Annotated in this window: 11 protein-coding genes and 1 riboswitch; of the genes, 2 read left to right on the top strand and 9 right to left on the bottom strand. The window is 75.2% G+C overall.

What is annotated here, in order from left to right:
- Window positions 1–9: 9 nt before the first annotated feature.
- The 8 genes from F8274_RS05620 to F8274_RS05585 form a co-directional block, all read right to left on the bottom strand.
- Window positions 10–1,134: a glycosyltransferase family 4 protein gene (locus tag F8274_RS05620; RefSeq protein ID WP_151461203.1), complete on the bottom strand. Its 1,125-nt coding sequence runs from the start codon at window positions 1,132–1,134 to the stop codon at window positions 10–12.
- Window positions 1,131–2,381: a M48 family metallopeptidase gene (locus F8274_RS05615; RefSeq protein WP_151461231.1), complete on the bottom strand. Its 1,251-nt coding sequence runs from the start codon at window positions 2,379–2,381 to the stop codon at window positions 1,131–1,133. The genes F8274_RS05620 and F8274_RS05615 overlap by 4 nt, the downstream gene beginning before the upstream one ends.
- Window positions 2,382–2,784: 403 nt before the next feature.
- Window positions 2,785–3,636 (bottom strand): PspA/IM30 family protein, encoded by an 852-nt coding sequence (locus F8274_RS05610; protein ID WP_151461202.1) that lies wholly within the window; start codon window positions 3,634–3,636, stop codon window positions 2,785–2,787.
- Window positions 3,637–3,802: 166 nt separating this feature from the next.
- Window positions 3,803–4,240: a helix-turn-helix domain-containing protein gene (locus F8274_RS05605; protein ID WP_151461201.1), complete on the bottom strand. Its 438-nt coding sequence runs from the start codon at window positions 4,238–4,240 to the stop codon at window positions 3,803–3,805.
- A 227-nt stretch (window positions 4,241–4,467) separates the two neighbouring features.
- Entirely contained in the window at window positions 4,468–5,043 is a 576-nt protein-coding gene (locus F8274_RS05600) for a CinA family protein (RefSeq protein ID WP_151461200.1), read from the bottom strand.
- A 92-nt stretch (window positions 5,044–5,135) separates the two neighbouring features.
- The gene (gene pgsA / locus F8274_RS05595) at window positions 5,136–5,717 is read right to left on the bottom strand and encodes a CDP-diacylglycerol--glycerol-3-phosphate 3-phosphatidyltransferase (protein ID WP_151461199.1); all 582 of its coding nucleotides are present in this window, start codon (window positions 5,715–5,717) and stop codon (window positions 5,136–5,138) included.
- A gap of 47 nt (window positions 5,718–5,764) precedes the next feature.
- The gene (gene rimO / locus F8274_RS05590) at window positions 5,765–7,315 is read right to left on the bottom strand and encodes a 30S ribosomal protein S12 methylthiotransferase RimO (RefSeq protein WP_225853620.1); all 1,551 of its coding nucleotides are present in this window, start codon (window positions 7,313–7,315) and stop codon (window positions 5,765–5,767) included.
- Between the two features lie 76 nt (window positions 7,316–7,391).
- Complete coding sequence (locus tag F8274_RS05585; RefSeq protein WP_192579720.1) at window positions 7,392–8,315, bottom strand: ornithine cyclodeaminase family protein; 924 nt, start codon at window positions 8,313–8,315, stop codon at window positions 7,392–7,394.
- Window positions 8,316–8,410: 95 nt separating this feature from the next.
- A riboswitch (guanidine-III (ykkC-III) riboswitch) is annotated at window positions 8,411–8,476 on the top strand.
- Between the two features lie 52 nt (window positions 8,477–8,528).
- On the opposite strand from F8274_RS05585, the gene F8274_RS05580 reads away from it, so the two are divergent.
- Together F8274_RS05580 and F8274_RS05575 are read left to right on the top strand one after the other, a co-directional pair.
- Complete coding sequence (locus F8274_RS05580) at window positions 8,529–8,843, top strand: multidrug efflux SMR transporter (RefSeq protein ID WP_151461197.1); 315 nt, start codon at window positions 8,529–8,531, stop codon at window positions 8,841–8,843.
- Window positions 8,844–8,934: 91 nt separating this feature from the next.
- Window positions 8,935–9,174 (top strand): hypothetical protein, encoded by a 240-nt coding sequence (locus F8274_RS05575; RefSeq protein ID WP_151461196.1) that lies wholly within the window; start codon window positions 8,935–8,937, stop codon window positions 9,172–9,174.
- 66 nt (window positions 9,175–9,240) lie between these two features.
- Here F8274_RS05575 and F8274_RS05570 read toward each other — a convergent pair whose 3' ends face one another.
- Window positions 9,241–11,691: a DNA translocase FtsK gene (locus F8274_RS05570; protein WP_151461195.1), complete on the bottom strand. Its 2,451-nt coding sequence runs from the start codon at window positions 11,689–11,691 to the stop codon at window positions 9,241–9,243.
- Window positions 11,692–11,763: the final 72 nt, after the last annotated feature.

Genomic DNA, 11,763 nt, shown 5'->3' with positions numbered 1-11,763 from the left:
GGGCCGGGGTCAGCCGGCGAGCAGCGCGGCCATCCGCTCGGCCTGGGTCTCCCAGCGCCACTCCCGTTCCACCCAGGCCCGGCCGGCCGCGCCGAGCTGGCGGGCCAGGTCCCGGTCGGCGAGCAGGGTCGCCACCCGGTCGGCGAGCTGCGGCACGTCCCGGCCGCGGACCACGTAGCCGGTCTCACCCTCGCGGACCGCGTCCGGCGCGCCGCCGGAGTCGCCGGCCACCACCGGCAGCCCCGTCGCGCTGGCCTCCAGGTAGACGATCCCCAGGCCCTCGACGTCCAGGCCCCGGTTGCGGGTCCGGCAGGGCATCGCGTAGACGTCGCCGGCCGCGTAGTGGGCGGGCAGCTCGGCCGACGGCACCGAGCCGGTGAACACCACGTCGCGTTCCACCCCGACCTGCCGGGCCAGCTTGTGCAGCGCCGCCCGGTAGGGGCCGCCGCCGACGACCAGCAACGCGGCGTCGGGCACCCGGCGGCGGATCTCCGGCATGGCCCGGATGAGCATGTCCTGACCCTTGCGCGGGACCAGGCGCGAGACGCACACCACCACCGGCCGGTCGGCCAGCCCCAACCGCAGCCGCACCCGCTCACCGTCGACGTCGGGGTGGTAGGTGTCCACGTCGACGCCCGGGGCGAGCCGGCGCAGCTCGGTCACCCCGTCGAGCACGCGGGCCAGCCGGACCCGGGTGTACTCGCCGAGGTAGGTGGTGACGTCCACGCCCCGGCCGATCCGGCGCAGCGCCGTCCGGGCGCCGGGCAGCGAGGCCCAGCCGGCCTCGTGCCCGTGGGTGAGCGCCACCGTCCGGCGGATCCCGGCCCGCCGGCGCAGCCCGGCCGCGAGCAGCCCCAGCGGGGCCGCCGCGCCGAACCACACCGTGTCGCAGTCGTACGCCCGGGCCAGCCGGGCCGCCCGGCGGGCCACCAGCGGGGTGGGCAGCAGCACCTTCGTCCGCTCCCGGACCACCTCGAACGGCTGGTCGGCGTCGAACTTGGCCGCGCCCCGCCAGCTCGACGCGTAGACCACCACGGAGCCCGGGGGCTGGCGCACCGCCAGGTGGTGCACGAACGACTGGATGCCGCCGGGGCGGGGCGGGAAGTCGTTGGTGATCAGCAAGGTGCGGCTCATCGGCCGGACTCCCTGGCGTAGGCGCGGGCGGCGGCCATCCGCTCCACGGTGGACGGGTGGGACGCCGACCAGAGGTATTCCCAGCGGGGCGGGTCGGGGTCGGCCAGGTTCACCCCGGCCAGGCGGCGCTGCATCGCCTCGAAGGTGCCCGGGTCGCCGGTGAGCGCCAGCGCGTGCGCGTCGGCCCGCGCCTCCACCCGCCGGGACACCAGCGCCTGCGCCGGCGTGGCCACCAGGCCGGCCACAGTGACCAGCGCGAGCAGCAGCGGGAACGCCCGTGGTTGGGCGACCGAGTCGACGCCGGCCAGCCGCAGCAGCGGCGCCCAGGACCCGATCAGGTAGAGGGCCACCACCGCGGCGGCGGCGCCCAGCGCGCCGGTCAGGGTGCCGGTCCAGACGTCCCGGTCCTTGGCGTGCCCCAACTCGTGGGCGACCACGCTGGTCACCTCGGCCGGGGCCGCCTCGCGCAGCAGGGTGTCGTAGACGACCACCCGCCGGGTCGGCCCCAGCCCCGAGACGTACGCGTTGACGGCCCGGGTCCGCCGCGAGGCGTCGGCCACCAGCACGTCGCGCACGGGCACCCCGTCCCGGGCCGCCAGGCTGGTCAGCTCGGTGCGCAGCGGGCCGGGCTCCATGGGGGTGAACCGGTTGAACACCGGCTCGACCAGCACGGGCAGCACGAACGACAGCAGCACCACGAGCGCGGCGGCCCCGGCCGCGCCGAACGCCCACCACCAGCGCGGGGAGAGCCGGACCACCGTGTAGAAGCCGAGCAGGACGAGCGCGCCGATGACCGCGCTGACCGCGTACGACTTGAGCAGGTCGACGGCCCAGCCGCCCCAGCCCTGGGTGCTCAGCCCGTAGCGGGTCAGCACGGTCTGCCGCCAGGCGGCGAAGGGCAGGGTGAGCATGTCGGCGAGGAACATCACGGCCAGCCCGCCGAGCACCGCCTGGGCGGCCCAGTGCCCGCCGAAGGGCCGGCCGGCCAGCTCGACCAGGCGGCCGCCGAGCGGGGTGAACCCGAGCAGCAGGGCCACCACGAGGCCGACGGCGAGCGCCGACCAGCCGGCCGGGCGCAGCGCGCCGTGGAAGGCCCGGCCCCGGGCCACCTGGTCGACGGGGAGCGCGCGCAGCGCCGCGAGCTGGTCGGCGCGGGGCGCCGGCGGCCGGCTCCACGGCACCAGCAGCGCTCCTGCGACGAGCAGCGCGACGGCCAGCCCGGCCAGGGTCAGCGCGGCCCGGTCCAGCCGGGCCCAGGCCTTGGCGGCGGTGGTGCCACGCAGTGCGAGGCGGGAGCGGACGCGGCGTACCTCGGCGAGGACGCCGGGGCCCACGGGTAGCCGCTCGACCGCGGCGACCAGCCGCGCGCGGGAGCGGGCGGCGGCCTCGGCCGGGTCGAGGGCCGGCGGGGCCGGCGCGGCGGCGAGGACTCTCAGGTCGGCCCAGCGCCAGACCGCGACGGCGATGGCGCTGCCGGCGGCCCCGGCCCAGGCCGCGTCGGGCAGGCCCAGCCCGGCGTACGGGGTCAGCACGGCGGCCGCGCCGCCCAGCCCACCCGCCAGGACGCTCCAGCGCTGCGCCGACCGGCGCAACCTGCGCAGCCGGCGGAAGTGCCGCGCCCGCTCGTCGACCATGGGTCTCCCCCGTCCCCTAGCTCGTGGTGCTCTCCCCGGTGCCGCGCTCCCGGCTCATGGTGCCCCGGATCTCGTCGAGCCGGGCGGCGGCCGCCGGGTCGGCGGGCTGCCCCACCGCGGGGCGCTCCTGCCGGCCGCCGAGCTGCTCGCCGGCCATGCTCGACCGGATCTGCTCCAGTCTCGCCGACCCGGCCGAGTCGAGGCTCGCCTTCTGGATCTCCAGCATCCGGCCCTCGACGGAGTTGCCGGCCAGCTCGGCCCGGCCCATAGCGTCGGCGTAGCGGCGCTCGATCCGGTCGCGGACCTCGTTGAGCGACGGGGTGGTGCCGGGGGCGGTGAGCGCCGACATCGACTCCAGCGAGCGGGCGACCGTCTCCTGCATCTTGGCCTGCTCGAGCTGGCTGAGCAGCTTGCTGCGCTCGGCCAGCTTCTGCTGGAGGATCATCGAGTTGTTCTCGACCGCCTTGCGGGCCTGCGCGGCCGCGCCGAGCGCCTGGTCGTGCAGGGTCTTGAGGTCCTCCATCGCCTGCTCGGCGGAGACCAACTGGCTCGCGAGGAGCTGCGCGGACTGCTCGTAACGCCCGGCCTCGGTCTCGTCGCCGCGACCCCGGGCCTGGTCGGCCAGGACCAGGGCCTGCCGGGCGTTGGCCTGGAGCTGCTCGACCTCGGTCATCTGTCGGGACAGCTTCATCTCCAGCTGGCGCTGGTTGCCGATCACGGCGGCCGCCTGCTGGACCAGCGCCTGGTGCTGCCGCTGGGCCTCCTCGATGGCCTGCTGGATCTGCACCTTCGGATCGGCGTGCTCGTCGATCTTCGCGCCGAAGAGCGCCATCAGGTATTTCCAACCCTTGACGAACGGGTTCGCCATCTCCGCCTTGTCCCCTCAGTAGCGTCGCGTCGCCCGACCGGGGTCGACCGGCGAGCCGCGCGGTGTGCCTCCATCGTCCCAGTCGGACGCCAACCCGGCACCCCGTACGACCCTGATCAACACTACGACTCGGTCGCCACCGGCGGCCACGGCGCGACGGGCGGGATCAGGCGGCGCAGACCACGTCCCGGTCCGCGGGGCGGACCCGGGTGGTGCGCAGCGTCGCCTTGAGCGGCGAGTCCTGGCGGACCTGGACGGCCACGGAGCCGTCCGAGCTGACCTGGCGGACCCCCCGGTTGGTGGCCTTGCGCACGGCCGGCGTCGGCTCGATCGACTCGTCGGCCACCGGCACCAGCACCCCGGGCATCTGCTCGGCCAGCGCCACCGTGTCGCTGACCTCGCTGAGCAGCTCGGAGAGGCGGGCGCCGAGCGCGTCGCAGATCGCGGCCAGCAGCTCGCTGGAGGGTTCCTTCTGGCCGCGCTCGATCTCGGAGAGGTAGCCGAGGCTCACGTTGGCGGCGGAGGAGACTTCGCGGAGGGTGCGGTGCTGCCCCTGCCGGCGCGCCCGCAGTGCGTCACCGATCACCCGGCGTAGCAGAACCATCGCACCTCCCCCTGGACGGGAACCACCATCTCCGGCCGGGCGTGCCGCGCCGGGCGCGGTGGACCGCCCCGTCGCCGGCGTCGTCCGCCGGAGCCTTCCCGCAACCGTACCCGTTGGTCGCCCCGACGACATCCCACCCCGCCTCTCCAATCCTGCGCAACCGGCCTCGCCGGCCGGTCGGCGGCCCCGGGCCGGAACGCCCGCGGTCGGGCGTGTCGCGGACGGGGTCACCGTTGGCCGGCTCCGGCCCGGTCGTCGGTGCCGTCCGCCTCGTCGGCGGACTGCGCCCCGTCGGCCTCCGGGGCGGCGTGGATCTGCTCGGCGAGCAGGCGCAGCGCCTCGATCACCGCGGCCGAGCGGACGTGGTCCCGGCCACCGTCGAGGTGCAGCTCGCGCACCTCGGTGCCGCCGGGCCCGGCCGCCGCCACGTAGACCAGGCCGACCGGCTTGCCGTCCTGCGGCTCCGGTCCGGCCACGCCGGTGGTGGCCAGGCCCCAGTCGGCGCCGCAGCGCCGCCGCCCGCCCTCGGCGAGGGCGGCGGCCACGTCCGGATCGACCGGTCCGCGCTCGGCCAGCAGGTTCGCCGGTACGCCGGCCAGCTCCGACTTCAACTCGGTGGCGTAGACCACCAGGCCGCCCCGGTAGACCCCGCTGACCCCGGCGATCTCCACGATCGAGGCGGAGAGCAGCCCACCGGTCAGCGACTCGGCGGTCGCCAGCGTCTCCTTGCGCTCGTGCAGGCTGTGCACCACCGAGGCCGCCGGACTGCCGGCGGGCCGCTCGTAGTTCGCATCCGTCCCCATGCCGGCCCTCTCTTCCCGCCCCGCGGCGACCTACTCATCCTGCGCACGGATTCGCCGATCATGAGGTTATCGGCGGCGAGGCGCCACGCGGGTCAGCGGGTGGGACGGCGCAGGCGCAGTGCCTGGGCGATGTAGTCGAAGCCGGTGAGAACTGTGACCACCACGGCCGCCCCCATGATCCAGGGACCGACCGGGGCCAGCGCGTCGGGCATCGGCCAGAGGTACCAGGTGATCGCCAGGATCTGCAGCGCGGTCTTGACCTTGCCGCCCCGGCTGGCCGCGATGACGCCGTGCCGGATCACCCAGAACCGCAGCGCGGTGATGCCCAGCTCGCGGGCGAGGATCACCGCGGTCACCCACCAGGGCAGCCGGTCGTACCAGGAGAGCAGCACCAGGGCGGCGCCGGTGAGCGCCTTGTCGGCGATCGGGTCGGCCACCTTGCCGAGCGAGGTGACCAGCCCGAACCGGCGGGCGATCCAGCCGTCCACCAGGTCGGTCGCCGAGGCCACCACGAAGATCACGCAGGCCGCCATCCGCCAGCCGGCGTGGCTCATGGCGGAGGCGACCACGGTGACCGCGAACACCGGGACCAGCACCAGCCGCACCGCGGTCAGCACGTTCGCCGCGTTGAGCAGGGGCACCGGGGCCGCCACCGTCGACTCCGCTCCGGTCATGTCCGGCACCGCCCCACGTGGCTTCCCCGTTCCGTCCGGGCCCGCCGTCACCGTGCCGCGCCGGGCGCCGCCGAGATCATCTCATCCGGCACGGCGACCAGGTCGACTCCCTCGGTCGCGGTGACCGTGGCGCGGACCAGGTCGCCGGGGCGCAGCGCGGCCAGGTCCACCCCGCCGCCCCGCGGGGCGACCAGGGTGGTCGAGCCGTCGACCTCGGGCGCCTGGTGGGCGGCCCGCCCCTCGACCACGCCGTCGGCGACCGTGTCGACCAGCACCTCCACCGTCGAGCCGAGCCGCTCCTCGGCCCGCTGCGAGCAGAGCTCGTCGGCGAGCGCGGCGAGCCGGTCGTAGCGCCGCTTGATCGTCGCGGCGGAGACCTTGCCGGGCAGGCCGGCGGCCTCGGTGCCATCCTCGTCGCTGTAGTCGAACACCCCGATCGCGTCGAGGCGCGCCTCGGTCAGGAAGCGGGTCAGCTCGGCCACGTCCTGCCGGGTTTCCCCGGGGAAACCGACGATGAAGTTGCTGCGCGCGCCGGCCGCCGGGGCCAGCTCGCGGGCGGAGGCGAGCAGCTCCAGGAACCGGTCGGTGGAGCCGAACCGGCGCATCCGGCGCAGCACCGGCTCGCTGGAGTGCTGGAACGACAGGTCGAAGTACGGGGCCACGCCCGGCGTGGTGGCGATCACCTCGACCAGGCCGGGCCGGGTCTCGGCGGGCTGCAGGTAGCTGGCCCGCACCCGCACGATCCCGTCGATCGCGGCGAGCTGCGGCAGCAGCTTCTCCAGCGCCCGGGGGTCGCCCAGGTCCTTGCCGTACGAGGTGGAGTTCTCGCTGACCAGCACCAGCTCGCGGACGCCGGTCTTGGCCAGCCACTCCGCCTCGGCGAGCAGCTCGTCCGGCGTCCGGGAGACGAACGCCCCACGGAACGCCGGGATGGCGCAGAACGCGCAGCGCCGGTCGCAGCCGCTGGCCAGCTTGAGCGAGGCCACCGGCCCGGTGTCGAGCCGGTGCCGCAGCACCTGCCGCAGGTGCGCCGGGGTGTGCTCGTCGGCCTCGGTGGCGACCCGGGTGGGGGTGCCGTGGCCGGGCAGCGACACGGCCGCCTCGCGGCGCTTCACGGGGGTGAGGGGCAGCAGCTCCCGTCGGTCCCGCGGGGTGTGCGCGCCCAGCGCCTCGCCGGCCACCACGGCGTCCAGGCGGGCGGCGATGTCCGGGTAGTCGTCGAAGCTCAGCACCGCCTGCGCCTCAGGGAGGCTGTCGGCCAGCTCGCGGCCGTAGCGCTCGGCCATGCAGCCGGCGGCGACCACCTTGGCGCCGGTGTCGGCGGCAGCCAGGAGCGTCTGGATCGAGTCCTGCTTGGCCTTCTCCACGAAACCGCAGGTGTTCACCACCACCACGTCGGCGCCCTCGCCGTCGGTGGTCACCTGCCAGCCGTCGGCGTGCAGCCGGGCGGCCAACTCCTCCGAGTCGACCTCGTTACGGGCGCAACCCAGGGTCAGCAGGGCGACGCGACGGCCGTCAGGCGACGGCTCCAGGTCGCGGCGCGGCGCCAGACGCGCCGAGCTGGAGTCGTCGGAGGAAGGGGAGGTGGCAGACACCATCCGAGGGTACCGGGCCGGGCCGGGAACCCCACGACGGCCGGCCGGGGGCATCGGCCGGCTCACACCGAGCCGCGGATCAGTGGGCCGCCGCGCCGACCCGGGCCAGCCGGTCGAGCAGGAAGACCTCCGTGCCGGCCAGGCCGGTGGAGCAGAAGACCGAGATCTGGTCCGCGCCGGTCCGGCCCGGGACCGCCCCGGCCAGCACCGCGCCCAGGTCGCGCAGCCGGTCCGCGTACGGGTCGACGGCGGCGAGCATGGGCGGGGCGTACGCGGCCGCCTGGGCGGGCGAGTCGGTGACCAGCAGGTCGGCGGCGTCCAGCAGGTCCGGCCCGAACTCGTGCCGGTCGACCTGCTTGAAGCCGACCGTGTTGACGTGGGTGCCCGGGGCGAGGTCGGCGGCGTCCAGCACCGGGCAGGTGCTGGTGGTGGCGAGCACCACGAGGTCCCGGTCGCGCACCGCCGCGGCGGCCGAGTCGACCGCGCGGGCCGGCACGCCCAGCTCGGCCCGGACCCGGGCGGCGAACGCCTCCCGGCGGGCCGCCGAGCGGCTGTGCACGGTCACCTCGCGCAGCGGGCGGACCGCGGCGGCGGCCCACACCTGGGTCCACGCCTGGCGGCCCGACCCGACCACGCCGAGGGTGGCCGCGTCGGGGCGGGCCAGCGCGTCCACGGCCACCCCGCCCAGTCCCCCGGTGCGCCGCGAGCCCAGCTCCTCGCCGACGGCGATGGCGCGTACCGCCCCGGTGGTGGCGTCGTGCAGCACCACGAGCTGCCCGCTCTCCGGGTGCCCGAACGTGTCGTAGGAGCGGAAGCCGTACCACTCGCCGGTGAGGTGCCCGGCCGTGAGCACCATCCGGCCGCCGCCGAGCGGGGCGGACGCCCGGGGCGGCGCGATGAGCCGTCCCTCGTGCGCGGCCAGCAGCGCGTCCCGCATGGCGGCGACGGTGAGCGGGGCGTCCACGGCCGCGGCGACGTCCTCGTCGGAGAAGAGCACGGTCATGCCGACCATCGTGCAACCTGAAGTTCGCGTTAACTCCAGCGATGGTGGGGTTCGTCACCGTGCCGGACCGCCGGCCTCGGCGGTGCTAGCGTCGGATCCGGCGGCCCCGTGCCGCCCCGGACGAGTGGTGGGCGTACCCGGTCAGGCCAAGACGCCCCGCGTGACCGCCCGTCCCGGCCCCCGCGGCCGGGCCCGTCCCGTCAGAGGTGACCCATGGCCTGGCTCGTGCTGGTGCTCTCCGGACTGCTGGAGACCGCCTGGGCGATCGCGCTGGACCGCAGCGCCGGCTTCACCCGCCCGCTCCCCTCCGTGGTCTTCGCCGTCTCGCTGGTCGCGAGCATGGCCGGCCTGGCGTACGCGCTGCGCGACATCCCGGTGGGCACCGGCTACGCCATGTGGGTCGGCATCGGCGCGGTCGGCACGGCGCTGGTCGGCATGGTGGCGCTGGGCGAGTCCGCCAGCCTGCCCCGGATCGCCTGCCTGCTGCTGGTGGTGGCCGGCGTGGTCGGCCTCAAGCTCTTCCACTGACCGACCCGCCGGCGTCCCGTTTGGACGTCCTGCCGCCCGGGGTATCCCCTCCTCGCTTCACCCGAGAGGAAACCCACCGACGGAGGACATCATGGCCGACATGCCCGCCAGCACCCGCCCCCGCAGCAGCGCCGCCCGGATCTGCACGATCATCGGTTTCGTCTTCGCCGTCATCGCCATCTTCGTGCCGTTCCTCGGCCTGGTCGGGCTGATCCTCGGCATCGTCGGCGCGGTGCTCGGCGACAAGCCGCTCGGCTGGTACGCCGCCGTCGCGAACGTCGTCGGCGCCGTCCTCGGCATGGTGATCGCCGCCGCGATCCTGAATTCCTGACCCAGCCGCCAGCACGACGAGGGCCCGCCGGATTCCGGCGGGCCCTCGTCGCGTGACACGTCCGGGCTACTCCTCGCCGCCGCGCAGGCCGGCCAGGACCTCCTCCAGCTCGTCCGGCTTGACCAGCACGTCACGGGCCTTGGACCCCTCGGACGGGCCGACCACGCCCCGCGTCTCCATGAGGTCCATGAGCCGGCCCGCCTTGGCGAAGCCGACCCGCAGCTTGCGCTGCAGCATCGAGGTCGAGCCGAACTGCGAGGTGACCACCAGCTCCACCGCCTGCACCAGCAGGTCCAGGTCGTCGCCGATGTCCTCGTCGATCTTCTTCTTGCTGTCCTGCGCGGGGGCGAGCACGTCCGGACGGAAGTCCGGCTCGCGCTGGTCCTTGCAGAACTTCACCACGTCGTGGATCTCGCGCTCGGTCACCCAGGCGCCCTGGATGCGGAGCGGCTTCGACGCGCCCATCGGCAGGAACAGCCCGTCGCCCCGGCCGAGCAGCTTCTCCGCGCCGGGCTGGTCGAGGATGACCCGGGAGTCGGCCAGCGAGGAGGTGGCGAAGGCGAGCCGGGACGGCACGTTCGCCTTGATCAGGCCGGTGACCACGTCGACCGAGGGGCGCTGGGTGGCCAGCACCAGGTGGATGCCGGCGGCCCGGGCCAGCTGGGTGATCCGGACGATCGAGTCCTCCACGTCGCGCGGCGCGACCATCATGAGGTCGGCCAGCTCGTCCACGATCACCAGCAGGTACGGGTAGGGCCGCATCTCCCGCTCGCTGCCCGGCGGCGCCTTGATCTCGCCGTTGCGCACCTTGCGGTTGAAGTCGTCGATGTGCCGGACCCCGTTGGCGGCGAGGTCGTCGTAGCGCATGTCCATCTCGCGGACGACCCACTCCAGCGAGTCGGCCGCCTTCTTCGGGTTGGTCACGATCGGGGTGACCAGGTGCGGGATGCCCTCGTAGCCGGTCATCTCGACCCGCTTCGGGTCGATCAGCAGCAGCCGCACCTCGTCCGGGGTGGCCCGGGTGAGGACGGACACCAGCAGCGAGTTGAGGCAGGACGACTTGCCCGCGCCGGTGGCGCCGGCGATCAGGATGTGCGGCATCTTGGCCAGGTTGGCCACCACGTAGCCGCCCTCGATGTCCTTGCCGAGCGCGACCACCATCGGGTGGTGGTCGCTGGTGGCGGCCCGCGAGCGCAGCACGTCGCCGAGCGCCACGTTCTCCGGGTCGGTGTTGGGGATCTCCACGCCCACCGCGCTCTTGCCCGGGATCGGGCTGAGGATCCGCACGTCCGGGGACTTCACGGCGTAGGCGATGTTGCGGGAGAGCTGGGTGATCCGCTCGACCTTGACGCCCGGCCCCAGCTCGACCTCGTAGCGGGTGACCGTCGGGCCGCGGGTGAAGCCGGTGACCGCGGCGTCCACGTCGAACTGCTCGAAGACGCCGGTCAGCGCGGCGATGACCTCGTCGTTGGCCTTGCTCCGGGTCTTCGGCGCGGCCCCGCTGCCCAGCATGTTGGCCGGCGGCAGGGTGTAGTCCCCGGCCAGCCCGGTGAGCGCGAGCTGCTCGGCGCGGGTGGGCAGCGGCGAGTGCTCCGGCGGCTCGACCGGTTTGCGGCTGGCCGGCACCCTCTTGCGGGGTAGCACCAGGGTGTCCTGGAGGTCGACGCCGTCGAGGTCGTCGTCCGGGTCCAGCGGGTCCAGCGGCGGCGGCAGGCGCTTGGCGGCCCGCTTGCGCGCGGGCTTCGCCGCCGCCTCGGGCTCGGCCTCGGCCTCGTCGGCGTCGGCCGGCGGCACCAGGCCGGCCCGCAGCCCGAGCCGCTCCGGGATCTTGTTGATCGGGGTCGCCGTGATGACGAGCAGCCCGAAGACCAGCAGCAGGAGCAGCAGCGGCATGGCCACCCAGGCGGTGACCGCGGACTTGAGCAGGTCGCCCACGCCGGCGCCCAGCAGGCCGCCCGCGTAGTCGCGCTGGACCTCGTCGACCGGGTCCTGTCCGATGTGCAGCATGGCCGCCGTGGCGAGCAGCATGGAGCCCCAGCCGACCAGGCCGCGGCCCCGGTGCTCGGGATCGGCCGGGGTGCGCATGAGCCGCCAGGCGCCCACCATGAGCAGCACCGGCAGCACGATGGCGATCGCCCCGACGAAGAGGCGGGCGGTGTCCGCGAGGTGCCGGCCCATCGGCCCGGCGCCGCCGGACCAGATGCCCACCGCGCTGAGGATGGCCAGGCCGAACAGGAGCAGCCCGGCCCCGTCACGTCGGTGCTCGGGGTCCAGCTCGCGGGCGGTGGCGGCCTGCCGGCCGGCGGCCCGGAACGCCCAGCCCACGCTGTGCGCCAGCCCCATCCACAGAGCACCCAGCGCCCGGCCCGCGAGCGCCGCCGGGCTCGGCCCACGCGCCGGGCGCCGCCGGGCGGTCGCCCTGGTGGCCTTCTTGGCCGGCTGGCGGGCACGGCTGTTCGTGGTTCCGCGCGGCGACGCGCCGCGTCGCCGGCTCGCCTGAGAGGTACGGCCCGCCATAGAGTCACCGTAACGGCGGGACCCGGCAGATCGCCGCTTTTCCGGGTCGTGTCCGCGCGTCGCGGCACGGAT

The sequence above is a fragment of the Micromonospora sp. AMSO31t genome (assembly GCF_008868175.1).
In the GTDB taxonomy this organism is placed as follows: domain Bacteria; phylum Actinomycetota; class Actinomycetes; order Mycobacteriales; family Micromonosporaceae; genus Micromonospora.
This window is presented reverse-complemented; position numbering and strand designations above follow the sequence as displayed.

What these genes read in the sequence shown, in the direction of transcription:
- F8274_RS05620 (WP_151461203.1), bottom strand. Translation starts at nt 1,134, where the DNA reads ATGAGCCGCACCTTGCTGATCACCAACGACTTCCCGCCCCGCCCCGGC.
- F8274_RS05610 (WP_151461202.1), bottom strand. Translation starts at nt 3,636, where the DNA reads ATGGCGAACCCGTTCGTCAAGGGTTGGAAATACCTGATGGCGCTCTTC.
- F8274_RS05605 (WP_151461201.1), bottom strand. Translation starts at nt 4,240, where the DNA reads ATGGTTCTGCTACGCCGGGTGATCGGTGACGCACTGCGGGCGCGCCGG.
- F8274_RS05600 (WP_151461200.1), bottom strand. Translation starts at nt 5,043, where the DNA reads ATGGGGACGGATGCGAACTACGAGCGGCCCGCCGGCAGTCCGGCGGCC.
- pgsA (WP_151461199.1), bottom strand. Translation starts at nt 5,717, where the DNA reads ATGACCGGAGCGGAGTCGACGGTGGCGGCCCCGGTGCCCCTGCTCAAC.
- rimO (WP_225853620.1), bottom strand. Translation starts at nt 7,315, where the DNA reads ATGGTGTCTGCCACCTCCCCTTCCTCCGACGACTCCAGCTCGGCGCGT.
- F8274_RS05585 (WP_192579720.1), bottom strand. Translation starts at nt 8,315, where the DNA reads ATGACCGTGCTCTTCTCCGACGAGGACGTCGCCGCGGCCGTGGACGCC.
- F8274_RS05580 (WP_151461197.1), top strand. Translation starts at nt 8,529, where the DNA reads ATGGCCTGGCTCGTGCTGGTGCTCTCCGGACTGCTGGAGACCGCCTGG.
- F8274_RS05575 (WP_151461196.1), top strand. Translation starts at nt 8,935, where the DNA reads ATGGCCGACATGCCCGCCAGCACCCGCCCCCGCAGCAGCGCCGCCCGG.
- F8274_RS05570 (WP_151461195.1), bottom strand. Translation starts at nt 11,691, where the DNA reads ATGGCGGGCCGTACCTCTCAGGCGAGCCGGCGACGCGGCGCGTCGCCG.